Annotated in this window: 26 protein-coding genes; 6 read left to right on the top strand and 20 right to left on the bottom strand. The window is 54.8% G+C overall.

From position 1 onward, the window contains the following. Positions 1 to 54 precede the first annotated feature (54 nt). From gntU to LH22_RS00805, 4 genes are all read right to left on the bottom strand, one after another. Positions 55 to 1,395, bottom strand: coding sequence for a gluconate transporter (gntU, locus tag LH22_RS00790; RefSeq protein ID WP_038643662.1), 1,341 nt, complete (start codon positions 1,393 to 1,395; stop codon positions 55 to 57). A 2-nt stretch (positions 1,396 to 1,397) separates the two neighbouring features. After that, entirely contained in the window at positions 1,398 to 1,934 is a 537-nt protein-coding gene (gntK, locus tag LH22_RS00795; protein WP_038649722.1) for a gluconokinase, read from the bottom strand. Between the two features lie 140 nt (positions 1,935 to 2,074). After that, complete coding sequence (gene gntR, locus LH22_RS00800) at positions 2,075 to 3,070, bottom strand: gluconate operon transcriptional repressor GntR (RefSeq protein ID WP_038643664.1); 996 nt, start codon at positions 3,068 to 3,070, stop codon at positions 2,075 to 2,077. Positions 3,071 to 3,250: 180 nt separating this feature from the next. Next, the gene (locus LH22_RS00805) at positions 3,251 to 3,946 is read right to left on the bottom strand and encodes a pirin family protein (protein WP_038643666.1); all 696 of its coding nucleotides are present in this window, start codon (positions 3,944 to 3,946) and stop codon (positions 3,251 to 3,253) included. Between the two features lie 364 nt (positions 3,947 to 4,310). On the opposite strand from LH22_RS00805, the gene LH22_RS00810 reads away from it, so the two are divergent. Next, on the top strand, positions 4,311 to 4,802 hold the full coding sequence (locus LH22_RS00810) for a GNAT family N-acetyltransferase (RefSeq protein WP_038643668.1): 492 nt from the start codon (positions 4,311 to 4,313) through the stop codon (positions 4,800 to 4,802). A gap of 84 nt (positions 4,803 to 4,886) precedes the next feature. Here LH22_RS00810 and ggt read toward each other — a convergent pair whose 3' ends face one another. Further along, positions 4,887 to 6,638, bottom strand: coding sequence for a gamma-glutamyltransferase (ggt, locus tag LH22_RS00815; RefSeq protein WP_038643670.1), 1,752 nt, complete (start codon positions 6,636 to 6,638; stop codon positions 4,887 to 4,889). A gap of 202 nt (positions 6,639 to 6,840) precedes the next feature. On the opposite strand from ggt, the gene LH22_RS00820 reads away from it, so the two are divergent. Next, positions 6,841 to 7,119 (top strand): DUF2756 domain-containing protein, encoded by a 279-nt coding sequence (locus LH22_RS00820; protein WP_038643672.1) that lies wholly within the window; start codon positions 6,841 to 6,843, stop codon positions 7,117 to 7,119. Here the strand turns inward: LH22_RS00820 and ugpQ are convergent. From ugpQ to LH22_RS00870, 10 genes are all read right to left on the bottom strand, one after another. Next, a complete protein-coding gene (ugpQ, locus tag LH22_RS00825; protein ID WP_038643674.1) occupies positions 7,116 to 7,859 on the bottom strand; it encodes a glycerophosphodiester phosphodiesterase in 744 nt (247 codons plus the stop codon). The genes LH22_RS00820 and ugpQ overlap by 4 nt on opposite strands. Next, positions 7,856 to 8,929, bottom strand: coding sequence for a sn-glycerol-3-phosphate import ATP-binding protein UgpC (locus LH22_RS00830; protein ID WP_038643676.1), 1,074 nt, complete (start codon positions 8,927 to 8,929; stop codon positions 7,856 to 7,858). The genes ugpQ and LH22_RS00830 overlap by 4 nt, the downstream gene beginning before the upstream one ends. Then, positions 8,930 to 9,775 carry a sn-glycerol-3-phosphate ABC transporter permease UgpE gene (gene ugpE, locus LH22_RS00835; RefSeq protein WP_038643678.1) on the bottom strand — a complete coding sequence of 282 codons (846 nt, stop codon included), beginning with the start codon at positions 9,773 to 9,775 and terminating at the stop codon, positions 8,930 to 8,932. Further along, a complete protein-coding gene (gene ugpA, locus LH22_RS00840) occupies positions 9,772 to 10,659 on the bottom strand; it encodes a sn-glycerol-3-phosphate ABC transporter permease UgpA (RefSeq protein WP_038643680.1) in 888 nt (295 codons plus the stop codon). Before ugpA ends, ugpE begins: the two co-directional genes overlap by 4 nt. A gap of 61 nt (positions 10,660 to 10,720) precedes the next feature. Further along, positions 10,721 to 12,037 (bottom strand): sn-glycerol-3-phosphate ABC transporter substrate-binding protein UgpB, encoded by a 1,317-nt coding sequence (gene ugpB, locus LH22_RS00845; RefSeq protein WP_038643682.1) that lies wholly within the window; start codon positions 12,035 to 12,037, stop codon positions 10,721 to 10,723. A 517-nt stretch (positions 12,038 to 12,554) separates the two neighbouring features. After that, on the bottom strand, positions 12,555 to 13,268 hold the full coding sequence (gene livF, locus LH22_RS00850) for a high-affinity branched-chain amino acid ABC transporter ATP-binding protein LivF (RefSeq protein WP_038643683.1): 714 nt from the start codon (positions 13,266 to 13,268) through the stop codon (positions 12,555 to 12,557). A gap of 1 nt (position 13,269) precedes the next feature. Next, positions 13,270 to 14,037, bottom strand: coding sequence for a high-affinity branched-chain amino acid ABC transporter ATP-binding protein LivG (gene livG, locus LH22_RS00855; protein WP_038643684.1), 768 nt, complete (start codon positions 14,035 to 14,037; stop codon positions 13,270 to 13,272). Further along, positions 14,034 to 15,305, bottom strand: a complete 1,272-nt coding sequence (locus LH22_RS00860) for a high-affinity branched-chain amino acid ABC transporter permease LivM (RefSeq protein ID WP_038643685.1) — start codon at positions 15,303 to 15,305, stop codon at positions 14,034 to 14,036. Before LH22_RS00860 ends, livG begins: the two co-directional genes overlap by 4 nt. Next, entirely contained in the window at positions 15,302 to 16,228 is a 927-nt protein-coding gene (gene livH / locus LH22_RS00865; protein ID WP_034827036.1) for a high-affinity branched-chain amino acid ABC transporter permease LivH, read from the bottom strand. Before livH ends, LH22_RS00860 begins: the two co-directional genes overlap by 4 nt. Before the next feature lie 157 nt (positions 16,229 to 16,385). Continuing rightward, positions 16,386 to 17,513, bottom strand: coding sequence for a branched-chain amino acid ABC transporter substrate-binding protein (locus tag LH22_RS00870; protein ID WP_038643687.1), 1,128 nt, complete (start codon positions 17,511 to 17,513; stop codon positions 16,386 to 16,388). A gap of 404 nt (positions 17,514 to 17,917) precedes the next feature. On the opposite strand from LH22_RS00870, the gene panM reads away from it, so the two are divergent. Continuing rightward, the gene (panM, locus tag LH22_RS00875; protein WP_038643689.1) at positions 17,918 to 18,304 is read left to right on the top strand and encodes an aspartate 1-decarboxylase autocleavage activator PanM; all 387 of its coding nucleotides are present in this window, start codon (positions 17,918 to 17,920) and stop codon (positions 18,302 to 18,304) included. 146 nt (positions 18,305 to 18,450) lie between these two features. Here the strand turns inward: panM and rpoH are convergent, their stop codons facing one another. The 4 genes from rpoH to ftsY all read right to left on the bottom strand — a co-directional run bounded on the left by rpoH (position 18,451) and on the right by ftsY (position 22,981). After that, entirely contained in the window at positions 18,451 to 19,308 is an 858-nt protein-coding gene (gene rpoH, locus LH22_RS00880; RefSeq protein WP_034827057.1) for an RNA polymerase sigma factor RpoH, read from the bottom strand. 238 nt (positions 19,309 to 19,546) lie between these two features. After that, positions 19,547 to 20,533 (bottom strand): permease-like cell division protein FtsX, encoded by a 987-nt coding sequence (gene ftsX, locus LH22_RS00885; RefSeq protein ID WP_038643690.1) that lies wholly within the window; start codon positions 20,531 to 20,533, stop codon positions 19,547 to 19,549. Next, positions 20,523 to 21,191 carry a cell division ATP-binding protein FtsE gene (gene ftsE, locus LH22_RS00890; protein ID WP_038643692.1) on the bottom strand — a complete coding sequence of 223 codons (669 nt, stop codon included), beginning with the start codon at positions 21,189 to 21,191 and terminating at the stop codon, positions 20,523 to 20,525. The genes ftsX and ftsE overlap by 11 nt, the downstream gene beginning before the upstream one ends. A 5-nt stretch (positions 21,192 to 21,196) precedes the next feature. Then, entirely contained in the window at positions 21,197 to 22,981 is a 1,785-nt protein-coding gene (ftsY, locus tag LH22_RS00895) for a signal recognition particle-docking protein FtsY (protein WP_038643694.1), read from the bottom strand. Between the two features lie 230 nt (positions 22,982 to 23,211). Here ftsY and rsmD point away from each other — a divergent pair, with 230 nt between their 5' ends. Together rsmD and LH22_RS00905 are read left to right on the top strand one after the other, a co-directional pair. Next, on the top strand, positions 23,212 to 23,811 hold the full coding sequence (rsmD, locus tag LH22_RS00900) for a 16S rRNA (guanine(966)-N(2))-methyltransferase (RefSeq protein ID WP_034827065.1): 600 nt from the start codon (positions 23,212 to 23,214) through the stop codon (positions 23,809 to 23,811). After that, the gene (locus LH22_RS00905) at positions 23,801 to 24,070 is read left to right on the top strand and encodes a DUF1145 family protein (RefSeq protein WP_034827067.1); all 270 of its coding nucleotides are present in this window, start codon (positions 23,801 to 23,803) and stop codon (positions 24,068 to 24,070) included. Before rsmD ends, LH22_RS00905 begins: the two co-directional genes overlap by 11 nt. A gap of 27 nt (positions 24,071 to 24,097) precedes the next feature. Here the strand turns inward: LH22_RS00905 and LH22_RS00910 are convergent, their stop codons facing one another. Continuing rightward, a complete protein-coding gene (locus tag LH22_RS00910; protein WP_038643696.1) occupies positions 24,098 to 24,454 on the bottom strand; it encodes a DUF2500 domain-containing protein in 357 nt (118 codons plus the stop codon). 162 nt (positions 24,455 to 24,616) lie between these two features. Here LH22_RS00910 and LH22_RS00915 point away from each other — a divergent pair, with 162 nt between their 5' ends. Beyond that, positions 24,617 to 25,246: a lysoplasmalogenase gene (locus LH22_RS00915; protein WP_038643698.1), complete on the top strand. Its 630-nt coding sequence runs from the start codon at positions 24,617 to 24,619 to the stop codon at positions 25,244 to 25,246. Position 25,247: the final 1 nt, after the last annotated feature.

The raw sequence follows: 25,247 nt of genomic DNA on the forward strand, positions 1-25,247 counted from the left end.
CCGTGTGGAGAGATAGATTTTATAGGGTGCGCATTACGGCGCACCTGAAAAATCTTACGACAGCAAAGTGAACGCGATCATCCCGACAATGGCACCGGTGGTACCCAGAATGGTTTCCATTAGCGTCCAGGTTTTCAGCGTTTCACCTTCAGTGGCGCCGGTGAAGCGGCCAAACAGCCAGAAGCCGGCATCGTTGACGTGACTAATAATGATGGAGCCGCCCCCGATACAGATCGACAGCGCCGCCAACTGCGCGCCGCTGTAGTGCAGCGGTTCAATTACCGGCATGACCAGGCCCACAGTCGTCAGACAGGCCACGGTCGCCGAGCCCTGAATCACACGGATAGCACCAGAGAGGATAAAGCACGCCAGCGCAATCGGCATCCCGGCGCCAGTGAGCGCATGGCCCAATACCGGACCGACGCCAGAATCCACCAGCACCTGCTTGAACACACCGCCCGCACCGATCACCAGCAGAATAATGCCGGCCGGTTGCAGTGCGCTGCCGCACACTTGCATCACCTTCTCTTTGTCCATCCCCTGGCGATAGGCCAGACCGTAAATCGCCACCAGACACGCCAGCAGGATCGCCGTAAACGGATGGCCGATAAACTCCAGCCACTCGTAGAGACGTGAATCCGGGGTGGTGAAGCGCGCACCGATGGTTTTCAGGCCCACCAGCAGCAGCGGGAACAGGATCAGCGCCAGGCTGAAGCCAAATGATGGCAGTTTACCCTCTTCAATTTCAGGCTGATGGTCTTCTGGCGGCGCACTGAAGCTGACGTGACGGGCAATAAAGTTACCAAACAGCGGACCCGCAATCAGCATACCGGGAATCGCTGCACACAGGCCCAGCAGGATCATCCAGCCAAAATCAGCGTGCATCTGGGAAGCCAGCAGCATCGGAGCCGGTCCCGGCAGCAGAAACGCCGCTGAGGCCGCCACACCGGCAAACAGTGGAATGACCAACTTCACTAAGTTGCCATGGGTGCGACGCGCCACGGCAAAAGCGATGCTAATCAGCAAGACCACCGCCACTTCAAAGAACAGCGGCAGCGCGCAGATCAATCCGGCAATCCCCATCGCGTAGTGCGCCCGGTTTTCACCAAAGGCTTTCAGCATGCGGATAGCGATTTGATCGACTGCGCCGGTTTCATGCAGGATTTTGCCGAACATCGCGCCCAATGCCACCACGATGGCGAGAAATCCGAGCGTTCCGCCCATGCCTTTTTGCATGGTGTCAGCAATTTTATCCAGCGGCATGCCAGAGAACAGACCGGCACCAATTGAGACTAACATCAGGGCGACAAAGGCGTGCATACGCGCTTTCATCACCAAAAACAGCAGCAGCAGGACGGAGCCTGCTGCAGTTAACACCAGCGTTGCGGTACTCATCACTAACCCTTGTTGATTGCTTCCTCAATGGTCGCAACCGTGGCCGCAACGACTTCATCCAGTGAATGATTAATATCAACCACCAGTACATCGGGCTCGTCAGCCCCAGGCTCTTGCAAGGTCTCAAACTGCGTCACCAGCATCTGCGGCTTAAAGAAGTGACCTTTACGTGCTTTCAGACGCGATTCGATGGTTTCGAAATCGCCCTTCAGATAGATGAACTTCAGGTTTTGGTTGCCCTGACGCAGAATATCGCGGTAGGACTTTTTCAACGCCGAGCAGACGATAATCGAAATAGCCTGGGTGCGCTGCATGGCGAACGCGGCATCATTCAGCGCCTGCAGCCACGGCTGGCGATCGTTATCATCCAGCGGATGACCGTCGGCCATTTTCATGATGTTGCTGCGCGGATGGAGGAAATCGCCATCCAGAAATGCCGTGCTCAACTGATGAGAAACCTGATTAGCGACGGCAGACTTTCCGCTGCCGGAAACGCCCATCAGGATAAAGACGTGGTGCGATGGAGATGGCGTGGTCATGGTTTTGCGCTCCGGCAGTTTGCCTGCCAATGTTACCGATAACAAATTTGATTATCATTGTCGGAGCCCACTGCGGGACTGGCAACCCTTGTTAGGTGGAAAAGCACGAAAGTGTGAACTGACTCAAATAATCGCCAAAATCAGATGCTGCCACCTTCAGCAATTTCAAACCCGACATCCAGCGGCTCGATCACGCTGCGATCACCACCGATACGCGCCAGCAGCATCGCGGCTGATTCACGTCCCATGCGCTCACGCGGCGTAAGCACTGTGGCCAGACGCGGCGTGACCACTTGCGTAATGTCGTGGCCGTGAAATCCGGCAATCGCCATCTGTGCGGGGACATGTAAGCCCTGACGCTGACACTCAAACATCGCGCCGACCGCCAGGTCATCGTTGGTACAAAACAGGCTGTCGGTTTCGGGATAGCGTTTCTGCGCCTCACGCAGCAGCTGCGCGCCGGCACTGAAGGAGGAAGCATCTTCCATCATCACACTGTGCGGGGTGAGCCCGGCTTCACGCATCGCCTTTTCGTAGCCCTGCTGTTTTTGCAGGGTACGCTCATCAAGACGCGCGCCAAGGTAAACGGTGTGGCGGTGGCCTTTTTTCAGAATAGCATGCGTCATCTGGCGCGCCGCTTCGACGTTATCGAAGCCCACCGCCATATCGAGGCACGGCGTCACCGAATCCATCATCTCAATCACCGGAATACCGGCCACTTCCAGCATGCGCAGCGTGCCGGGCGTGTGGGTGCGTTCGGTGAGAATGACGCCATCGATGTTCCAGCCGAGCAGCGATCGCAGCTGTAGCTCTTCTTTGTCCGCGTTATAGCCAAAGTGCGCCACCAACGTTTGATAACCGGCCTCATCCGTCACGGTTTCAATGCCGCGTAACACATCGGCGAATACCTGGTTGGTGAGCGAGGGCAACAGTACGCCGATGGCGCGACTGGTCGCATTAGAGAGCATATCGGGGGCACGATTGGGGATATAACCGAGTTCATCCAGTGCGACGGCGATCTTATCGCGCAGCGCCGCAGAGACCTGATCGGGGTTTCGCAGGTAGCGACTGACGGTCATTTTTGTGATGCCGACGCGATCGGCAACGTCCTGTAGTACCGGCCTTTTCTTCTTCATCGTATGCGCCTGAGGTCAGAGATACGATGAGTCTATCATTTTTTTGTCAATTTCAGGCTTTGCGGAAAACCATGAATACCCGCTCTGATTTTGTGCACATCGATACGCACCCAACGAAAAGTCGGCAAAAAATGCAAGGTCGCCATAGAGGGCAACCTTGCACGATTTATTGACAGGCTGTTACACCGGCGGCAGATCAAACAGCAGAATCTCTGCATCGCTGTCAGCGTTGATGGTCAGCGCGCTTTCATCCCAGATCGCCAGCGCATCACTGGTACCGACCTGTTCGCCATTCACGCTCACCAGACCTTTTACCACCTGAATCCACACACGACGACCCGCTTCGACAGTCACCGCGTCGGCTTCGCCCTTAGCAAACACCCAGCGCGACAGGGTCATGTCCTGGAACACTTTCAGCGATCCTTCACGCTCATCCGGTGACAGGACAAACTGGCGACCTTTCACATCCCCGAAACGGCGCTGCGCATAGCGTGGCTCAATGCCTTTGCGCTCTGGAATGATCCAGATCTGATACAGATGCAGCGGATCTTTATCACTGGCGTTGTACTCTGAATGGCGCACGCCAGTACCGGCGCTCATGATCTGGAACTCACCTGCTGGGATCTGCTCTTTGTTCCCCATGCTGTCCTGATGTTCCACGGTGCCAGACAACACATAGGTCAGGATTTCCATGTCTTTATGCGGATGGGTACCAAAACCCTGGCCGCCATCAATTACGTCTTCATTGATAACGCGTAAGGCCGAGAAGCCCATAAAGTTGGCATCGTAATAATCGGCGAAAGAAAAGGTGTGCCAGCTATCGAGCCAACCGTGATTGGCGTGACCGCGTTCTTCTGCTTTGCGTACGTAGATCATGTTCAATTCTCCTCAATGTTTTTTACAGTGTGTGCCTGAGGGAGATTGATTGATAGCTGAAAAACTTCACGCCTCTGTTCAAAAATGCTGAATGTTTTAAGGAGGATTGCACAGGAGAGATGAAGGAGGTAAATCGCAGGCAAAAAAAAAGCCAGCACCCGAGCTGGCTAAGAAACACTGGAAGCAATGTGAGCAATGTCGTGCTTACCCGGTAGTCAGGAGACGTTTCCGAGCCCGCATGACAATAATAATCATTATCATTCGCGTCTGTAAACCCTTTTTGCGAATTATTTTCCATTGACGACCCGCGAGAATTCCTTGATGTTAAAGAGGATTTTATTCACTTTGCACAAGGAGTCGCTTTATGAGTCAGATCGTCATTCGCCACGTAATCCCTGAAGATGCTGCGGCACTAACACGTCTCTATAGCCAATCAGAGACGCAGGCGAACACGTTACAGCTACCACATCAATCGCCAAAGCTATGGCAGGAACGCCTTAGCAATCCGCGTCCGGGTGTGCATATGCTAGTGGCAATGATTGACGATCAACTGGCTGGGCAAATCACGCTAGAAGTGCAATCTGTCGCACGACGTCGCCACGCCGCTACCTTTGGCATGGGCGTCGATCCCGCCTTTCACCGTCGCGGCGTAGGCTCGGCGCTCATGGCCGCGATGATTGATCTGTGCGACAACTGGCTACAGGTGACGCGTATTGAGCTGACGGTGTTTGCCGATAATCATAAAGCGATTGGGCTGTATCAGAAGTTTGGCTTTGAGATTGAAGGCACCGCGAAGCGTTTTGCGATGCGCGACGGTGAGATGATTGATACGCACTACATGGCGCGACTGAAATAACCGCTAATCAGTAGAAGCGCCCTCAAGCATACTAAAGCGCCACGACGGACAATAAGACTCGTCGCGGCGCCTTTTTATTCGAACTTAATACCCAGCACTCAAATCATCCACCGAACGCGGATCCGAAGCGCCATAACGCATGCCATCCGGCCCAATCATAATGCTCTGCGTGCTGCCCATTGCGGGCATTACTTTCACATGCTGACCTTTGGCTTCCAGCAAACGCAGCGTATCCGGGCTAAAGCCTTTCTCCACACGCAGCTGATCCGGTAACCACTGATGGTGGAAACGCGGCGCATTGGTCGCTTCCGCTACGTTCATACCAAAATCGATGCTGTTCACCACCATTTGCAGCACAGTGGTGATAATACGGCTGCCACCTGGGCTGCCCGTCACCAACCAGGTTTTGCCGTCTTTGGCGATGATAGTCGGTGACATCGATGACAATGGACGTTTAGCCGGTTGCACGGCATTCGCCTCACCGCCCACTAAACCATACACGTTTGGTGTGCCCGGCTTAGCGGAGAAGTCATCCATTTCGTTGTTCATCAGGATACCGCTCTGTCCAGCCACAATACCGCTACCGAAATAGGTGTTCAGCGTGTAGGTCACGGCGACCGCATTACCGTCTTTATCCACCACCGAGAAGTGCGTAGTCTGGTTGCTTTCGTACGGCTCAAGCTTACCCGGTTTGATTTCGCTGGAAGGACGCGCTTTGTTGACGTCAATCTGCTGCGCCAGGGTTTTGGCGTAGGCTTTGCTGGTCAATGCTTGCTGCGGCACTTTGACGAAATCCGGATCGCCAAGGTATTCCGAACGATCGGCATAAGCGTACTTCTCAGCTTCCGCCATCACCTGCATTGCATCGGCGCTACCAAAGCCCCACTTCGCCAGATCGAAGTTCTCCAGGATGTTGAGGATCTGCACGATGTGAATCCCACCTGAAGACGGTGGCGGCATTGAGAACACTTCATAGCCGCGATAGGTGCCGCTGACCGGTTTGCGCTCTACCGCACGATAGGCGGCCAAATCCGGTTTGCCAATCAATCCGCCATGCTGTGCCATTTCTCCGGCGATCTCATCGGCAATCTTGCCTTTGTAGAAGGCATCCGGCCCTTGTTGAGCAATCAGTTGCAGGCTGTGCGCGAGGTTTTTCTGCACCAGACGCTCACCTTTTTGATACGGCTTGCCGTCTGCCTTGTAGAAAATCGCCCGGCTGTTGTCGTGATTGATCAACGTCTCTTTGCCGTAGGTCGCCAAATCGTCCGCCAGCGCATCGTTAACGATGATGCCCTCACGCGCCAGTTTAATCGCTGGAGCCAGCAGTTTACTCAGCGGCAGCGTACCGTATTTTTGTGCCGCCAGCGCAAAACCAGCAACTGTACCCGGCGTGCCCGAGGCTAAATGGGACGTGAGCGACAGTTTAGGGTCAGCATTGCCCTGCTTATCGAGGAACATATCGCGTGAGGCACGCGCCGGCGCCATTTCACGAAAATCGATCGCCGTGGTGCGTCCCGATGCGGTTCGCAGCATCATAAAGCCACCACCGCCGAGATTACCGGCTTGTGGATGCGTGACGGCTAATGCGAAGCCCACGGCAACGGCCGCATCCACGGCATTACCGCCCTGCTTCAGAATATCGACGCCAACCTGGGTGGCCATCGCATCCACCGACGCCACCATACCGTGCTGCGCCTTCACCGGATGAAAGGTGTCACTGTCCACGCCGTATGACACCGGTGGCGCGCTGGCGGGCGCGGCAAACGTCCCCTGTACCACGGTAAAACTCATTAATAATGCCCAGCCAACCTGGCGCACGCTGCCCTTTAGTCTCATTTGCGATCTTCCTTTGCGGTTATTTACATTTGTTATTTTTTGATGCAAGTGTTTGCAAACACGATAAAAAGCGTAGCAGTAAGCCAAATTCGGCGCACTCCTGGTTCAGGACTTTGTGACATCGCATAAACTTATGACAGCAGCCCTTGTTGCCATACTGATGGCAACAGCACACAGCAGGCTGCATTAATGGAGGAAGACCATGAAAAAATGGCTAATCGTTATCGCTGCGTTGCTACCCTTAAGCAGCATGGCAAATATGCTGAACAGCACAAATGACCCGAATAAGCCTGGCTACAACCCGAGCCAGCAGCGCATGCAAACGCAAATGCAGGTCCAGCAGCAACAGCAGCAGCAGAAACTGCGTCAGGATCAGCAGCAACAGAATCAGGAATTACAGCGGAAAATGCAGGAGCGAAGGGATAGCGCCCAGCAGCGCGTGATTCAGCAACAGCCGGGCCAGCAGCAAAACCAGAATTAACGGAAGTCGGGACCGATAATGTCGATGCGGTCAGTACAGATGGCATCGACGCCCCAATTCAGCAGCTCGCGCGCCCGCGCGGGCTGATTGACTGTGTACACCAGAATGTGCAATCCGGCGGCTTTCAGCTGCGCGGTGCGCTCGGCATCCAGCAATTTATGATTGAGATGGATAGAAACGCAGCCCAGTGCACTCGTCAGCGCCTGCCAGTCCTCGTGCCACTCATCCAGCAATAATCCGCGTGGCAATTCAGGCGCCGCCTGCATCGCTGCTTCCAAAGCTTCATAAGAGAAGGAAGAGAGCAGCGGCGCCGTTTGCCCCTGCCACAGTTCGCGCGCGGCCAACGCCACATCGCGTCCGGTCTCCACCTCTTTGCCGGTGGTCGGTTTGATCTCAATGTTCGCCATCATCTGATGCTGGCGACAGCGATCGGCCACGTCACGCAGCAGCGCCAGCGGCTCGCCTTCATACTCACGGCTGTACCAACCGCCCGCATCCAGCTGCGATAGCTTACTCCATGAGAGATCGCCCGCCACACCCCAGCCGTTGCTGGTGCGATCCAGCGTATCGTCATGCAACAGGAACACCTGTTTATCATCCGACAGCTTGGCATCAAACTCGATCATGGTATGACCGTACTGCGCGCCAACATCAATCGCCGCCAGGGTATTTTCCGGTGCCAGCTTACCGCCGCCGCGATGGGCGACGATCGGTGGGTATGGCCAATTTTCTACACTCATTCCAGACGCTTTCCATGGGTTGAATCGAAGAAGTGTAACGCATCTGGCGGCAGTTGCAGCCATAAGGTGCTGCCTGATTGCGGACGCTCGCTGTGCGGCAAACGCACCACCAGACGGGTATTGCCGATGCGGCCGTGCGCGAGGTTATCCGCACCCAGCATCTCCAGCGTATCCACCACTAAAGGAATGCCACCCGCGGCTTGCGAGCTGAGCACCAGATGCTCAGGGCGAATACCCAACGTAAGGGGACGATTCGCCCACTTCGCTTTGCTTTCACCCAATGGCAGGCTATTAAGCGCATCGAGCGTAAAGCGCGTGCCGTCGCTGTTGATTTGGCCTGGTAGCAGGTTCATTGCGGGCGCACCGATAAACGATGCCACAAACTGGCTCGCCGGACGCTCATACACTTCCACCGGCGTGCCGACTTGCTCGACCACCCCTTTGTTCATCACCATCACACGCTGGGCCAGCGTCATCGCTTCCACCTGATCGTGTGTCACATACAGACTGGTGGTTTTCAGGCGGCGGTGCAGTTGTTGCAGTTCAAGACGCATCTGCACACGCAGACGCGCATCGAGGTTCGATAATGGCTCATCAAACAGGAATACCGCCGGTTCACGTACAATCGCACGGCCCATCGCCACACGCTGACGTTGACCGCCCGACAGCTCACGTGGACGACGAGCCAGCAGGTGATCCAGTTCCAGGCTGCGCGCGGCTTCCATTACGCGTTGATCGATCTGCTCTTTGCCCATACCGCGAATTTTCAGGCCATAAGCCATGTTTTCGCCCACAGTCATGTGCGGGTAAAGCGCATAGTTCTGGAACACCATGGCGATGCCACGATCTTTCGGTTCCATGTTAGTGACACGCTTATCGTCGATATAGATATCGCCAGAAGTCACGCGCTCAAGGCCCGCTACCATGCGCAGCAGTGTCGATTTACCACAGCCCGAAGGGCCGACCATCACCATAAACTCGCCATCGTTGATGGTGATATTCAGCGGCTGAATGATCTGATTTTTGCCGTCATACGATTTGGTGACGGTCTGAAGGGTTACGCCTGCCATTTATTTATCACTCTCCACCAGGCCACGCACAAAGGCACGTTGCATCACGAGGACCACCACCACCGGTGGGATCAGGGTTAATAACATTGCCGCCATCACTTCGTTCCACTGCGTTGGCCCACCGCTGGTGTTGATCATACTTTTCACCCCGGCAACCGCCGTGCTCAGGCTCGGATCGTTAATGATCAACAGCGGCCATAAATACTGGTTCCAGCCGTAGATAAAGGTGATCACGAACAGTGCGGCAAGGTTGGTCTTTGACAGCGGTAAGACGATATCCCAGAAGAAGCGCATCGGGCTGGCACCATCAATACGCGCCGCTTCAATCAGCTCATCCGGCAGTGACATAAAGAACTGGCGGAACAGGAACGTTGCGGTTGCCGAAGCCATCAGCGGCAGGGTTAAGCCACTGTAGCTGTCGAGCATATTCAGGTTTGAAATCACTTCCACCGTGGGGAAGATACGCACTTCCACCGGCAACATCAGCGTGATGAAGATCAGCCAGAAGAACAGCGAGCGCAACGGAAAACGGAACCACACCAGTGCGAAAGCTGAGAGCATCGACACCGCGATTTTGCCCACCGTAATGCCCAGCGCCATGATCAGGCTGTTGAGCATCATCATGCCAAAGGCTGGACCGCTGCCATTGACGCCCTGCGTCCAGATGCGTGAAATGTTGTCCCACAGATGCGTGCCGGGCACTAAGGTCATTGGCACCTGATACACCGCTTCGTTATCCAACGTCGCGGCGACTATCGCCACGTACAGCGGGAACAGAATGGTCAGCACACCGAGCACCAGCAGGGTATGGCTGAAGATATCCAGCCCGCGTCGATTCTCAATCATTGGTATTGCACCTTACGCTCGACAAAGCGGAATTGCAGGATCGTCAGTCCAATCACCAGCAGCATCAGCACCACCGACTGCGCGGCAGAGGATGAGAGATCCAGACCGGTAAAGCCTTCGCGATAAATTTTGTAGATCAGCGTGGTAGTGGCCTGCACCGGGCCACCGCCGGTCGCGGCATCGATCACCGGGAAAGTATCGAAGAAGGCATACACCAGATTGACCACCAACAGGAAGAAACTCACCGGGGTGATCAGCGGCAGTGACAGATTGAAGAAGCGGCGCACCGGTCCAGCCCCGTCAATCGCCGCCGCTTCCACCAGCGATTTGGGGATCGATTGCAGCGCGGCGAAGAAGAACAGGAAGTTGTAACTCATCTGCTGCCAGATGGACGCCAGCACAATCAGGAACATCGCCTGACCGCTGTTTTGTGCGTAGTTCCAGTTGTAACCGATCTGGTTCAGCAGATGGCTAAACAGGCCGAGGCCGGGATTGAACAGGAACATCCACAGTACCGCGGCAACCACGGGCGCAACGGCATAAGGCAGCAGCAGCAAGGTTTGATACAGTTTTTTTAGCCGTATGACGTAATCGGCCAGCGCCGCCAGCAGTAGCGAAAAGGTCATGCCACACACGGTGACCAGTGCGCTGAACTCAATGGTGGTCCAGAACGAAGCGAGGTAATACTCATCGCTGAACAGACGTTTAAAGTTCTCCAATCCGACAAAGGTGCTGGAAATACCAAAAGGATCGATGCTTTGCAGCGAATACCACAGCGCTTCACCGGCAGGCCATAAAAAGAAAATGGCGGTGATCACCAGTTGCGGTGCCACCAGCAAATAGGGCAAAAATCGGGAGCGAAATACGGGGCGTGATGAGGACATAGCAGACTCGCCAAAAGAGAAATCGGGGCTGACGCCATGCGCCAGCCCCGAGACAACGGAATTACTTCACTTGCTGTTCAAAACGACGCAGCAGTTCGTTTCCGCGCTTCACAGCGTTATCCAGTGCAGCCTGTGGAGCCTGTTTGCCCGTCCACACGCCTTCCAGCTCTTCGTCCACGATGGTACGAATCTGTGGCATGTTGCCCAGACGCATGCCTTTGGTGAATGGCAGAGGATCTTTGTTCAGCATCTGACGCGTGGCAATGTCTGCGCCTGGGTTCTTGTCATAGAAGCCCTGCTGCTTGGTCAGCTCATACGCCGCGGTGGTGATGGGCAGGTAACCGGTCTTCTGGTGCCATTCCGCTGCGATTTCTGGCTGTGCCAGGAACTTCATGAACTCCGCCACGCCTTTGTAGGTGTCAGCATCTTTGCCTTTCATCACCCACAGACTTGCGCCGCCAATGATGGCGTTCTGCGGTGCGTTAGGCACCGTTGAGTCGTATGGCATCATGCCGACGCCGAAGTTGAATTTAGCGTAGTGCTTGATATCCGCCAGAGAACCGGAAGAAGCCGTGGTGATGCCGCAATCGCCGTTGTAGAACTTCGCGGTTGATTCATCTTTACGACCGAAGTAGGTGAAATCGCCCTTTTTGTTCATGTCTTCCAGCATCTGGATGTGGCGCACCTGAACCGGCTTGTTGAATTCCAATACCGCGTCGGTACCGTCAAAGCCGTTGTTTTTGGTAGCAACCGGCAGTGCATGCCAGGCGCTGAAGTTTTCGATTTGAATCCAGCCCTGCCAGCCGCTGGCGTAACCACAGGTCATGCCCGCTTTACGCAATGCGTCGGCGTCTTTTGCCAGTTCCTGCCAGGTTTTAGGCGGCTGGTCTGGGTTCAGACCGGCTTTCTTGAATGCATCTTTGTTGTAGTACAGCACTGGGGTTGAGCTGTTGAACGGCTGAGAAATTAGCTGGCCATTGCTGTCGCTGTAGTAACCTGCAACCGCTGGCACGAATTGTTTTGGATCCATCTGCACGCCCGCGTCTTTAAACACGTCATGCACAGGCACGATAGCTTTTGAAGCCACCATGGTCGCCGTACCCACTTCGTAAACCTGCAGAATCGCCGGTGCTTTACCGGTACGCACAGCAGCGATACCCGCTGCCAGGCTCTGCTCGTAGTTACCTTTGTAAGTCGGTACGATTTTGTATTCTGGGTGAGCCTGGTTAAAACGTTGTGCCAGAGAATCGACTTCTTTGCCTAACTCGCCTTCCATTGAGTGCCAGAAAGGAATGTCAGTGGCAGCCAGCGCATTACCGCTGAGCGCCAAACCAAGCAAAACACTCATCAGGCGGGGACGAAGCATAAAAGCGGACATAAGTTTTTTCCTGTGCTGTTAGGTACGCGCGATATCACGCATTTTTTTGTTCGCGAAGTAACATGACACGGGGAAATGACGGATTAATAACAAGTTTATGACGGAAATGTGACGGGGATTGCGCGTATTAGAAAGTTTAAAGTGGCACGAGTTATCTCAAACTCGTACCGATTGCTCAGGCCGTTGGTGCTGCTATCTGACCGCAGCATCTATCAGACCGTCGGCGGCGCAGTCAGATTGCGGGCGAACAGCGCACAGCCACCGGAACGTACACGTAGTACGTGAGGATGGCGAGTACTGCCCAACCGCAAGCTGGCAAGTTAGCCAGGTCAGGCGCAGAGGCAGCGCACAGCCACCGGAACGTACACGTAGTACGTGAGGATGGCGAGCACTGCCCAACCGCAAGCTGGCAAGTTAGCCAGGTCAGACGCCGAGACAGCGCGCAGCCACCGGAGCGTACTCTTAGTACGTGAGGATGGCGAGCACTGCCCAACCGCAAGCTGGCAAGTTAGCCAGATCAGGCACCGAGGTAAGCGCTGCGGACTGCTTCGTTGGATAACAGCGCTTCACCACTGTCTTCCAGCACCACATGTCCATTCTCCAGCACGTAGCCGCGATCGGCCAGCTTCAGCGCCTGGTTGGCGTTTTGCTCCACCAGGAAGATGGTCATACCCTCTTTACGCAGCTGTTCAATCGTATCGAAAATCTGCTGAATAATAATCGGCGCTAAACCTAAAGAAGGCTCGTCGAGCAACAGCAAACGCGGCTGGCTCATTAGCGCACGACCGATCGCCAGCATCTGCTGTTCACCACCGGACATGGTGCCCGCGCGCTGCACTTTACGTTCAGCCAGACGCGGGAACAGCTGATAAACCCGCTCAATGCGCTCCTGATACTGCTGGCGCGTGGCAAAGAAACCGCCCATCGCCAGGTTCTCTTCCACCGTCATGCGGGAAAACACGCGGCGGCCTTCCGGCACAATCGCAATCGCTTCACGCATGATTTTGGCGGTTTGCCAGTCGGTTATCTCTTTGCCATCGAACACGATTGTGCCACTGGTGGCACGCGGTTCTCCGCACAGGGTGCCGAGCAGCGTGGTTTTACCCGCGCCGTTAGCACCAATCAACGTGACGATTTCGCCCTGGCTGATATGCAGATTAATGTTGTGCAGTGCCTGAATCGGGCCGTAATGGGCACTCACCCCTTGCAACGTTAAAATTGGGTTTGCCATCTTACGCCTCACCTAAATAAGCACGGATCACATCCGGATTGTTACGCACTTCTTCCGGCGTACCGTTAGCCAGCGGTGTACCCTGGTTCACCACATAAATGCGGTCAGAAATGCCCATCACCAACTTCATATCGTGTTCGATCAACAGTACCGAGACCTTATGCTCACCGCGCAGTTCGGCAATCAGCTCGTCCAGTTCGTGGGTTTCGCGCGGGTTAAGTCCTGCGGCAGGCTCATCCAGCATCAGGATTTCCGGACGCGTCACCATGCAGCGTGCAATCTCCAGACGGCGCTGCTGACCATAAGCCAGGTTACCCGCCTGGCGGTTAGCCAGCTCCAGCAAGCCGATGCGCTCCAGCCAGGTGGCCGCACGATCCAGCGCTTCACTCTCACCGCGACGGAATGCCGGGGTCTTAAACAGGCCGGAGAACACGCCGCTCTTCAGGTGCTGATGCTGCGCTACCAGCAGGTTCTCAATCACTGTCATCTCACGGAACAGACGCACGTGCTGGAAAGTACGCACGATACCCATGCGCGCAATTTTCTGGCCCGGCTGCCCCTGCAACTCTTGATCGCGCAGTTTGATGGTACCGCCGGTCGGCTTGTAAAAACCGGTCAGGCAGTTGAACACCGTGGTTTTACCGGCACCGTTTGGCCCGATCAGTGACACGATTTCCTGGGGATGCAGTTCCAGCGCCACATTGTTGACGGCCAACAGCCCGCCAAAGCGCATCATCAAGCCTTCAACGGCTAACAAAGGCTGACTCATGCCTGCTCTCCTTGTTTACTGCTTTTCAACTTCAGGTGTGGACGCTTCATCGGCAGCAGCCCTTGCGGACGCCAGATCATCATCAGCACCATTAAACCACCGAGCACCAGCATGCTGTACTCGTTCAAATCACGCATCAATTCGCGCGACACCACTAACAGTATCGCCGCGAGGATCACCGCGAACTGCGATCCCATGCCGCCCAGCACCACAATCGCCAGCACAAAGGCAGACTCGACAAAGGTGAAGGATTCCGGGCTGACAAAGCCCTGACGTGCAGCGAACAACGTGCCGGCAAAACCCGCGAACACGGCACTGATAGTGAAGGCGGTCAGCTTAATACGCGTTGGGCTCAGACCCAGCGAGCGGCAGGCGATCTCGTCTTCACGCAGCGCTTCCCACGCACGGCCCAATGGCATGCGCAGCAAACGGTTGATAACGAACAGCGTCAGCACCACCAGCAGCAGCGCCACCAGATAGAGGAAAATCACACGATGATTCGGATCGTATTGCAGCCCCGTCAGCTCATGGAAAGTGGTCCAGCCGCCTTCACTGACACGACGTCCAAACTCAATGCCAAACAGGCTCGGTTTAGGAATCTGCGCGATACCGTTTGGACCGCCGGTAATAGAGGTGCTGTTCAGCAGCAGAATACGCACGATCTCACCGAAGCCGAGCGTCACAATCGCCAGATAGTCACCGCGCAGGCGCAGTACCGGGAAGCCGAGCATTAGGCCAAACGCACCCGCGACAATCCCCGCCAGCGGCAGGCTTTCCCAGAAACCAAAACCGTAATAGTGATTGAGCAACGCAAAGGTGTAAGCGCCGATGGCATAGAAACCACCGTAGCCCAGCACCAGCAAACCAGACAGGCCGACCACCACGTTGAGGCCGAGGCCGAGCATCACGTAGATCAGCGTTAATGTGGCGATATCGACACTGCCGCGCGACACCAGAAACGGCCACAGCACCGCAGCAACAATCAACAGCGCCATCACCAGCTTTTGCTTTGGCGTCGAACCATCGAAGCCAGGCAGCACAAAGCCTTTACCGCTGCGTTTGAACTTGCCATGGAACAGCGGACGCAGCAGCTGGAAGACAAAAACCACCGCACAGCCGATGAAAATCCAATTCCAGCGTGCGGCACCAGCGTTAGCCACCACCAGTTTGGTGCCATCCAGATCGAGGCGAACCCCCATAAAGAAGGTGGCGAGAATCAATAACATCACCGTAGAGATAACGGCGTTGACCAGACCGAGGCGTTTCATACTTTCTCTACCTCCGGACGGCCCAGAATCCCGGTCGGCATCACCAGCAGCACCACAATCAGCAGCGCGAATGACACCACATCTTTGTATTCGGTCGACAGATACGCCGAGGTCAGCGCTTCAGCAATACCGAGCACCAGACCACCAATCATCGCGCCCGGAATACTGCCGATGCCGCCTAATACCGCAGCGGTAAACGCCTTCATCCCAGCCATGAAGCCGATAAACGGGTTGATCGAGCCGTAGAACTGACCCAGCAGCACGCCCGCCACCGCCGCCATCGCGGCACCAATAATGAAGGTCAGTGAAATCACGCGGTCAGTGTTAATCCCCAGCAGACTGGCCATTTTCAGGTCTTCCGCACAGGCGCGGCAGGCGCGGCCCATACGTGAATAACGAATAAACAGCGTCAGGGCGAGCATCGAGAGGAAGGTCACCACCCAAATCACCAGCTGCATGGTGGAGAGCGTGGCAGCGAAACCGTTGCTCTCGCCCAGCGTCCACTGGCCGGTAATCAGGCTTGGCAACGCCAGATCACGCGAACCTTGCGTCAGACTGACGTAGTTCTGCAGGAAGATTGACATCCCGATAGCCGAGATCAGCGCGATTAAGCGCTTAGAGGAACGCACGGGTTTATACGCCACGCGCTCAATGCTCCAGCCGTAGGCGCTGGAGATGATCACCGCCATCACGAAACCGGCGGCAATCATCAGCCACGTGGTATCGATACCCATCATCATCAGGGCGGCAATCACAATAAAGGAGACATAACTGCCGATCATATACACCTCGCCATGGGCGAAGTTGATCATGCCGATGATGCCGTAAACCATGGTGTAACCAATGGCGATCAGCGCGTAAGTGCTCCCGAGGGTGACCCCGTTGAACATCTGCTGAATGAAATAGAGAAACTGCTCGGACATAGTGAGGACCTGCATGTGGACTAAAAATCCCCTCTCCCTTTTGGCAGAGGGTTAGGGTGAGGGAACAGGCGCGCGGGATCTCATCAAGACGGTACGCGCTGTCCCTCTCCCAGCCCTCTCCGGCAAAAGAGAGGGCCAATCTATTTAAGGTTGGGTATTACTTAACAGCGGTAGAAGAACCGTCTTTGTGCCATTTGAAGACACCAAATTCGAAGCCCTTCAGGTCGCCTTTCTGATCCCAGTTCAGGTTGCCCATCACCGTTGGAACCGCTGCGCCCTCTTTCAGGTTTTTAGCAATGGCATCTGGCTCAGCGCTCTTGCTACGTTCGATACCGGCCACCAGCGACTGAATGGCCGCATAGGTGGTCCAGACGAACGGACCGGTTGGATCTTTACGGTTAGACGCGGTATTGGCTTTGATGGCTTCAACAATCGCCTTGTTCTCTGGCAACTGGTCATAACGTTTCGGCAAGGTGACATACAGGCCTTCAGATGCATCACCGGCGATGTTAGACAGTGAGGCGTTGCCCACACCTTCTGGACCCATGAAGCCAGCAGTCAGACCGGCTGCTTTTGCCTGACGCAGAATCTGGCCCAGCTCTGGGTAGTAGCCACCGTAGTAGACGAAATCGACGTTTTCTTTCTTCAGACGCGCAATCAGTGTAGAGAAATCTTTGTCGCCCGCGGTGATACCTTCGAACAGCACCACATTGCCGCCTTTGGCTTTCAATGTTTTCTGCACCGATTCTGCCAGTCCCTGACCGTACTGCTGCTTGTCATGCACCACAGCGATACGTTTTGGTTTGATCTGGTCGAGGATATAGGTCGCAGCAGTTGGGCCCTGATCGGAATCCAGACCGGTAGTACGCAGCACATCCGCATAGCCACGAGCGGTCAGCTCTGGTGCGGTTGCCGCTGGGGTGATCATCAGAATGCCTTCATCGTTATAGATGTCGGAAGCAGGCTGAGTAGAAGAGGAGCACAGGTGGCCGATCACATACTTGATGCCGTCGTTAACCACTTTGTTGGCCACTGCAACCGCTTGTTTCGGGTCACAGGCGTCGTCATATTCCACGCCAACCAGTTTGTCACCGTTCACGCCACCTTTGGCGTTGATGTCCTTAATGGCTTGCGCTGCACCGGTAAACTGCATATCACCGTATTGAGCAACCGGACCGGTTGCTGCGCCAACGATGGCAATCTTGATATCTTTCGCCAGTGCTGCGTGGCTCAGCGCCAGCGCAACGCAACCCGCCAGTAATGCGCGTCCTTTACTCATTTTCATGCGAACTTCCCCATCTGTTGTGTCGTGTGTCGTTGTGTTTGGTTTATTTTCTGCCAATCAAAGAGGAAAACTGATTCAAGAATAATGAGTTAGCACTCTTTTCTGGCATTTATTGGTAATAAGGCTTTATTTTTCAGGTTATTAAACAGGAACTTTCTTCTGTAAATCAACTGACATATTCAGTATTAGTCGCGTTGAACAGCAGAATCATCTGGTTGTTATGGCCGGTTTTTATCCAATATCCCAGCGCGTTATGCTGGCTTTTTCAGCTAACATTGATGACTTCCTCCACAATCCTGGCAAACTGGCTGGCATTTGACCTATTTTCATCGCAAAAAAGTGACAGCACGCTGACTGTCTAAATTCGCTACACTATGGCCTTTCTGGCAGTACAGGTAAGGGTAATGAAGCTCACTATTCAGCGAATCACCGCACTCACGCCGCAGGATCGGTTGGATTTAGCTAAAGTCTGGCCGCAGATCGATATTTCGCAACTTGAAGCTGTATTAAGCGAGACGCAGCGCTTGTATGCGGCGAGGTTTAACGATCGCTTGCTGGGAGGGTTACAGCTGGAGATTTGTGGCACGCAGGGGAAGATTTCGCACCTCACTGTGCGCGAAGTGACGCGCCGCCGTGGTGTTGGACAATATTTGCTGGAAGAGACCATGGCGCAGAACAGCGCACTGTCGGATTGGTGGATAGCCGATGACGGCGAAGCCGATCAGAATATCCGCGCGGCGTTTATGCAGGCCTGTGGTTTTCGCGCGCAGGCCGATGGCTGGGTGCGCTAATTATTCCGGACACGTAGCGGCGCGATTAATCGCGCAGACCTGAAGCGGCACCATGGCTGGCAGATGCGCAATAAATTGCGGCGCTACAGATCTCGGGCAATAAAAAGGGCGACTGTAAAGTCGCCCCGTTTTGCACCTAATGGATATCAGGCTTCAATCGCCATACGCAGTTTCTTCATGGCGTTCTTTTCCAGCTGACGCACTCGCTCTGCAGAGACGCCATATTTGTCGGCCAACTCCTGCAGCGTGGTTTTGTTCTCATCATCCAGCCAACGGGCGCGGATGATGTGCTGGCTGCGCTCATCGAGGCTCAGCATGGCATCGCTCAGCTTGTCAGCAGCGTGCGCATCCCAGTTATCCTCTTCAATGCCGTCGGCAAAGTCTGAGGTTTTATCCTGCAGATAGAGTACCGGTGCCATCGGCTTACCTTCACCAGCTTCGTCATCCGAAGACATGTCGAAAGTCATATCCTGCGCGGCCATACGAGATTCCATCTCGAGGACATCTTTGCTGCTCACGCCTAACTCGCGCGCAACCATCTCCACTTCGTCCTGGTTGAACCAACCAAGACGCTGTTTGCTTTTACGCAGATTAAAGAACAGCTTGCGCTGAGCTTTCGTGGTCGCGACTTTCACGATACGCCAGTTACGCAACACGTATTCGTGAATTTCCGCTTTAATCCAGTGCACGGCAAATGACACCAGACGCACGCCAACTTCAGGGTTGAAGCGACGTACCGCCTTCATCAGGCCGATGTTACCTTCCTGAATCAGGTCCGCCTGTGGCAGGCCGTAACCGGAGTAGTTACGAGCAATATGAACAACAAAGCGCAGGTGAGACAGGATCAGCGTCTTCGCTGCATCCAGATCGCCCTGGTAATGCAGTTTCTCCGCTAATGCCTTCTCCTCTTCTGCCGTCAATACCGGCCAGTTGTTGGCAGCCCGGACATAAGATTCCAGGTTACCCAGAGGCGCAATCGCTAAAGTTTGCATTTCTTTGGTCATTCAAACCCTCACAAATTCAATGGACTTGCTGCACGGTGTTTTGCGCAGACGTAACATTATGTCAACGTCGCGAAAAAACCAAAAGCAATCTGTGCTACTTGGACGATAAAGTTATCCACAAGTTCAATTATAGCAGTGAATATTTTACACACAGATGACGGCGGGGGAAATAGGAAAAATCCTCTGCTCCCAGATCGTCGCAGCAGAGGAAGATTATATCAAAAAACGTTGCTGTTGGTTACTGCGGCGTAAATCGGCGTAAATGTTGTACAGTCGCTAACCACGCGGCAATCCAGCCAATAATGGCGGCGATGAGCAGCAGAAGCAGCCCTTCATCCCAGGAAAAACCTTCCAGAACAAAGGTGGTACCAAACACCGTCGCCACCTGCGCCACCACCGATTGTAGGCGCAATACCAGCACCTCGGAAAGTAGCAGTGAAAGTACTGCGCCACTGAAACCTAACAGTGCGCCACCATACAGGAACGGACGCAGGATAAAGCCATCGGTGGCACCAATCAGCTTTTGCACATTGATGGTATCACGACGGGCAAAGATGCTCAGGCGTACGCTATTGCCGATCACCAGGAACACCGCCACCACCATCAGAAGACCAATCATCGAAGCGATTTGCCCCACCAGCCCGGTCAACGCGGCTAATCGGGCAAACCAGCTGTCATCCATGCGCACTTCATCCACGCCCTGCACTTTCGACACGCGATCGCGCAGGTTAGCCATGGTGTCCGAATTCTGGAAATTGAGTTTCGGCGTGATGATAGCCACGGCGGGCAACGGGTTTTGCTCCAGCATATCCATTGAACCGCCAAAACCAGACCAGTTGCGGAACTCATTCAGCGCTTCTTCACGGGTCAGATAGTTAACGTTATCCACGCCATCTAACTTTTTCAGCTCAGCAGCGACATTCTCAGCAGCCGTATCATCCAGCGCTTTATCCAGATATACCGTCAACTGCGGTGCAGGATACCACTGCGTCGCCGCCTGGCTGACGTTTTTCCACACCATATAGCAGACGCTGGGCAGCGTCAGCGAGATGGCAATCACCATCACGGTCAGCAGCGTAGCCAGCGGCTGACGCCACATATCCGACAGCGTGCCGCGCAGCGCATAGCGCCACTGCTCCTGCCAGCCGCCTTTCAACGCCTTACTTTTTGAAGGCTGTTTCGTCGCCTTTGGCGCCGCCGGGCGCTTATTGCGTTTATTGACCATCATGGCCTCCGTGCAGGCGTCCCTGATTCAGCGTCATCAAGCGGTAATCGCGGCGGGCAATCAAACCGGTGTCGTGCGTCGCCATCAAGACGGTCACACCGACGCGGTTGAACTCTTCAAACAGACGTAGAATGTCTTCTGACAGGGCATCATCCAGGTTACCGGTGGGTTCGTCCGCCAGCAGCACCGCAGGTTTGTTCACCACCGCGCGGGCAATGCCCACACGTTGCTGTTCACCACCAGAAAGCTGGATCGGATAACTCTTCGCTTTGTCGAGCAAGCCGACTTTGTCCAACGCTGCCGATACACGGCGACGAATATCTTCACCGCTGGCGCCGGAAATGATCAGCGGAATCGCCACGTTGTCATAGACCGAACGATCCATCAGCAAGTGGTGATCCTGGAAAATCATCCCGATCTGACGTCGCAGGAAAGGCACTTCGCTGCGACGCAGGCGTGAAATATCGTGGCCGCTAAACCAGATTTGCCCGGCGCTCGGGCGCTCAATGCCACAAATCAGCTTCAGCAAGGTACTTTTCCCTGCGCCGGAGTGGCCGGTCAGGAATGCCATTTCGCCGGGGCGCAGATGGAAATCCACTCCCTGCAGCGCCTGACGTCCTCCCAGGTATGCTTTACTGACCTCTTCAAAGCGAATCATCCCAATCATTCCTCTCGGGCAAACAGTGCCTCAATAAAGTCTGCGGCCTTAAACGGCCGTAAATCCTCGATGCCTTCCCCGACACCGATATAGCGAATCGGAATGCCAAACTGATCGGCAACCGAGAAGATCACACCACCTTTGGCGGTGCCGTCGAGCTTGGTCAGCGTGATGCCTGTCAGTCCCACCGCTTCATGGAACAGTTTGGCCTGGCTAACGGCGTTTTGCCCGGTGCTGGCATCGAGGGTCAACATCACCTCATGCGGTGCATCCTCATCCAACTTTTTCATCACGCGGGTGATTTTTTTCAGCTCTTCCATCAGATGGGCTTTGTTCTGCAGGCGACCAGCGGTATCTGCAATCAATACATCGACGTTGCGCGACTTCGCGGCCTGGATGGCGTCGAAGATAACGGAAGCCGAGTCAGCACCCGTATGCTGAGCCACCACCGGAATGTTGTTACGCTGACCCCAGACCTGAAGCTGCTCCACGGCTGCTGCACGGAAGGTATCACCCGCCGCCAACATCACTGATTTGCCCTGCGCCTGATATTGACGCGCCAGCTTACCGATAGTGGTGGTTTTACCCACGCCGTTGACGCCCACCATCAGGATAACAAATGGCGCCTTGCCGCCCACATCCAGTGGCTGATCAACCTTTTCCAGAATGCCGGCCATTTCACTTTTCAGCAGGCCGTAAAGTGCTTCAGCATCACGCAACTGCTTGCGGTTAGCCTGCTGCGTCAGATTGGTGATGATGCGGCGCGTGGTCTCTACACCCACATCAGCAATCAGCAGCTGCTCTTCCAGCTCTTCAAACAGGTCATCATCGATTTTTTTGCCGCGGAACAGGCTAACAAAACCAGAACCGAGGTTTTCTCGGGTTTTGACCAGACTGCGCTTGAGGCGAGCAAAGAAGCCCTCTTTGGTCGGACGATCCTGTTCTTGCGTGACCAGCGGCGCAGCGGCCAGCGGTAAATCGCTGACGGTATCCTGCGCTTCGGCTTCAGCGTCTTCTGCATAGGTTTCGGCCAACGCCAATGCTTCAAGCTCTTCGTCGCTCAACGCGTCATCTTCAGATTCAACGGCTGCGTCTTCGAACTCTGGCTCGTGCTGCGCAATCACGGGTTCAGCAGGCGCTGCTTCGATCTCTGGCTCGTGCTGCGCAATGACTGGCTCAACGACCGCGTCTTCGATCTCTGGCTCATGCTGCGCAATGACGGGCTCAACGACCGCGTCTTCGATCTCTGGCTCATGCTGCGCAATCACTGGCTCAACGACCGCTTCTTCGATCTCTGGCTCATGCTGCGCAATCACTGGCTCAACGACCGCTTCTTCGATCTCTGGCTCGCGCTGCGCAATGACGGGCTCAACGGCCGCTGCTTCGATCTCTGGCTCATGCTGCGCACTCACTGGCTCAACGACCGCTTCTTCGATCTCTGGCTCATGCTGCGCAGCAGGCGCTTCAACAATCAGTTCTTCTGCCTGAGGCTCCTCTTCGCCAGGTGCCACATCCGAATGGACTTCCTCTTCCGGCAGCACTTCCTCTTCAATTGCCGTGATCGGCTCGGACACCACCGCTTCCGGCTGTGCCCGTTGTTCTTCGGCTACGTGCTCAGTGACGGCAACCGTCTCTTCCGCCTGCGCTTCGGCGCTTACTAACGCGCTCTCTTCAGCGATCGGCTGTTGCGCCGCTTCGGCCGGTTGCTGCTCTTCCGCAGGCTGCTGCTTCTCTTCTTCTTTGCCAAAGCCTAGCCAGGAAAAAAAGCCACGTTTTTTCTCTTTTGCCATTGTGTAACCACACTCCTCGATGGCTTATTCCCGGTAGCACGCTGTTCCCAGGGGATAAAAAATTCAATTTTTTGTTCGCGAGCGGCGTAAAAATCAGGCAATTACGCGCGCCATATCAACTCAGTAGTCTAACACTTTCCAGCCAGCGCACCACAGCACCCTTTTTTACGTTTCTTCTGCCTGCCACGCCCGTTAAACTACGCAACAAATTATGACGAGTTGTGAGCAAAATGAGTAAATCCCCCCGCAGCAGCGGCGCTGCTGGCCAGATTCGTATCATTGGCGGACAGTGGCGCGGTCGCAAATTACCGGTGCCGGATAGCGCGGGTCTGCGCCCGACCACCGATCGCGTGCGTGAAACCCTGTTTAACTGGTTGGCGCCGGATATTCAGGAAGCGCGTTGTCTTGATTGCTTCGCCGGTAGCGGTGCGCTCGGGCTGGAAGCACTGTCACGCTATGCGGCGTCTGCTACGCTGCTTGAGATGGAACGTTCCGTCGCCCAACAGCTGTCGCAGAATCTGCAAACCCTGCGTGCGACGCAAGGCAAAGTCGTGCAGACCAATACTCTTCAGTGGTTGAGCCAACCCGGAGAGCCGTTCGATGTGGTGTTTGTTGATCCACCATTCCGCAAAGGGTTACTGCTGGAGACGCTGACGCTGTTGGAAAACAACGGCTGGCTGGCGGAGAACGCGCTGATTTACGTCGAAAGTGAAGTGGAGCACGGCACGCCAGTGGCTCCCGCTAACTGGGACTTGTACCGCGAAAAAATTGCCGGTCAGGTGGCTTATCGCCTTTATCAACGCCAACAGGAGACGCACGATGTGGCTTAATCTGGGACGATTACTGATGATTTGCGTCTGGGCATTTCTGCTGCTCAATCTGGTGCATCCTTTCCCGACACCGCTGCGCTACTTTGTGCATGTGGCACTGTTCTTCATGGTGATCATGCACGGCTTGCAGCTGGTTCTGCTGCGCGCTACCCAGCCGAAAGAGGCGCCAAAACTCAGTGGCGTCACGCAGGCGAAGATTTTCTTTTTTGGTGTGTTTGAACTGCTGGCATGGCAGAAGAAGCATTACCCGAAGATGTAACGATACGGGCCGCAGCAGCGGCCCGTTTTATTGCGCAGGCGTGAAACTGACAAAGCGGCTACCCTGCATTTTCAACTCTCCCCTCGCGCCTTTATCAATATGATGATAGTCATTAGCGCTCACCACCACCTTGATATCACTCGCCCCATTGAGTGGATGAAACCAGGCTTCGTACTTCATATCTTCAGCCACAATCTCTTCACGCTGGCGCGTACGGCGATTGGGCGAAGGGAACTCACGTTTGGTTTTCACTTCAACGCTCAGTGAGCGAATCGGTGAAGCATCATTTACCGCGGTTTCACGGCGTTGCTTAATAAACTGACGGGTCGCCAATACGGCAATAATCGCCAGAACGATGAAAAAGATTAGCGGTGGTTTGCTCATGTTTTCTCTCGCACTTTGCGTTAGTGTCGGAACAGTTAAAGACGACAAAGCATACAACCAGAGTTGACCGATTGTCACATTCGTCGCCGGTAACTTACACTGAGATCGCGATTTTGGGAAAATTCATGACTCTGAACAGCACGTTCAGAAAAGGGAGAAAACATGCTTTGGTCTTTCCTTGCCGTACTTTTTTCCGGTTGGCTGTACGTTGATGCTTCATACCGCGGCCCGCAGTGGCAACGCTGGCTGTTCAAACCCGTTACCTTGCTGTTGCTGGTCGCCTGGGCATGGCAAGCACCCACACTGAATACCACCGACTATCTGATTCTGGCGGGCCTGGTTGCCACTCTGGTCGGTGATGCATTGACGTTACTGCCTCGCCAGCAAATGCTCTATGCACTGGGCGCATTCTTCTTGTCACATCTGCTCTACACCATCAGCTTTGCTGCCCACATGACCATGAGTTTCTTCTGGCCGATTCCGGTCACGCTGCTGGTGATTGGGGTGGTGGTGATTGGCATTATCTGGTCGAAGCTGGAGGATTTGCGCTGGCCGATCTGTACCCTCATTGGGATGACGCTGGTGATGAACTGGATGGCGGCAGAGAATTACTTCTTCCGCCCGACGGATTACAGCTTCTCACTATTGGTTGGCGCCGGATTGCTGCTGTTAGGCAACATTGTCTGGTTTATCACCCATTATCGCCGCCGTTTCAGTGCCGATAGCGCTATTGTTGCCGCTTGCTACTTCGCCGGCCACTTTATGATTGTGCGTTCACTGTGGCTGTATTGAA

The sequence above is a fragment of the Pantoea rwandensis genome, from assembly GCF_000759475.1.
GTDB classification, from domain to species: Bacteria; Pseudomonadota; Gammaproteobacteria; order Enterobacterales; family Enterobacteriaceae; genus Pantoea; species Pantoea rwandensis_B.

Bases quoted from the DNA above. Each gene is read 5' to 3' on its own strand.
- ugpA (WP_038643680.1), bottom strand. From the start codon at position 10,659: ATGTCCTCATCACGCCCCGTATTTCGCTCCCGATTTTTGCCCTATTTG.
- livH (WP_034827036.1), bottom strand. From the start codon at position 16,228: ATGTCCGAGCAGTTTCTCTATTTCATTCAGCAGATGTTCAACGGGGTC.
- panM (WP_038643689.1), top strand. From the start codon at position 17,918: ATGAAGCTCACTATTCAGCGAATCACCGCACTCACGCCGCAGGATCGG.
- LH22_RS00905 (WP_034827067.1), top strand. From the start codon at position 23,801: ATGTGGCTTAATCTGGGACGATTACTGATGATTTGCGTCTGGGCATTT.
- livG (WP_038643684.1), bottom strand. From the start codon at position 14,037: ATGAGTCAGCCTTTGTTAGCCGTTGAAGGCTTGATGATGCGCTTTGGC.
- ftsX (WP_038643690.1), bottom strand. From the start codon at position 20,533: ATGGTCAATAAACGCAATAAGCGCCCGGCGGCGCCAAAGGCGACGAAA.
- LH22_RS00870 (WP_038643687.1), bottom strand. From the start codon at position 17,513: ATGAAAATGAGTAAAGGACGCGCATTACTGGCGGGTTGCGTTGCGCTG.
- gntU (WP_038643662.1), bottom strand. From the start codon at position 1,395: ATGAGTACCGCAACGCTGGTGTTAACTGCAGCAGGCTCCGTCCTGCTG.
- ftsY (WP_038643694.1), bottom strand. From the start codon at position 22,981: ATGGCAAAAGAGAAAAAACGTGGCTTTTTTTCCTGGCTAGGCTTTGGC.
- ggt (WP_038643670.1), bottom strand. From the start codon at position 6,638: ATGAGACTAAAGGGCAGCGTGCGCCAGGTTGGCTGGGCATTATTAATG.
- rpoH (WP_034827057.1), bottom strand. From the start codon at position 19,308: ATGACCAAAGAAATGCAAACTTTAGCGATTGCGCCTCTGGGTAACCTG.
- gntK (WP_038649722.1), bottom strand. From the start codon at position 1,934: ATGACCACGCCATCTCCATCGCACCACGTCTTTATCCTGATGGGCGTT.
- rsmD (WP_034827065.1), top strand. From the start codon at position 23,212: ATGAGTAAATCCCCCCGCAGCAGCGGCGCTGCTGGCCAGATTCGTATC.
- ugpB (WP_038643682.1), bottom strand. From the start codon at position 12,037: ATGTCCGCTTTTATGCTTCGTCCCCGCCTGATGAGTGTTTTGCTTGGT.
- livF (WP_038643683.1), bottom strand. From the start codon at position 13,268: ATGGCAAACCCAATTTTAACGTTGCAAGGGGTGAGTGCCCATTACGGC.
- LH22_RS00915 (WP_038643698.1), top strand. From the start codon at position 24,617: ATGCTTTGGTCTTTCCTTGCCGTACTTTTTTCCGGTTGGCTGTACGTT.
- ugpQ (WP_038643674.1), bottom strand. From the start codon at position 7,859: ATGAGTGTAGAAAATTGGCCATACCCACCGATCGTCGCCCATCGCGGC.
- ftsE (WP_038643692.1), bottom strand. From the start codon at position 21,191: ATGATTCGCTTTGAAGAGGTCAGTAAAGCATACCTGGGAGGACGTCAG.
- LH22_RS00910 (WP_038643696.1), bottom strand. From the start codon at position 24,454: ATGAGCAAACCACCGCTAATCTTTTTCATCGTTCTGGCGATTATTGCC.
- gntR (WP_038643664.1), bottom strand. From the start codon at position 3,070: ATGAAGAAGAAAAGGCCGGTACTACAGGACGTTGCCGATCGCGTCGGC.
- LH22_RS00830 (WP_038643676.1), bottom strand. From the start codon at position 8,929: ATGGCAGGCGTAACCCTTCAGACCGTCACCAAATCGTATGACGGCAAA.
- LH22_RS00810 (WP_038643668.1), top strand. From the start codon at position 4,311: ATGAGTCAGATCGTCATTCGCCACGTAATCCCTGAAGATGCTGCGGCA.
- ugpE (WP_038643678.1), bottom strand. From the start codon at position 9,775: ATGATTGAGAATCGACGCGGGCTGGATATCTTCAGCCATACCCTGCTG.
- LH22_RS00805 (WP_038643666.1), bottom strand. From the start codon at position 3,946: ATGATCTACGTACGCAAAGCAGAAGAACGCGGTCACGCCAATCACGGT.
- LH22_RS00820 (WP_038643672.1), top strand. From the start codon at position 6,841: ATGAAAAAATGGCTAATCGTTATCGCTGCGTTGCTACCCTTAAGCAGC.
- LH22_RS00860 (WP_038643685.1), bottom strand. From the start codon at position 15,305: ATGAAACGCCTCGGTCTGGTCAACGCCGTTATCTCTACGGTGATGTTA.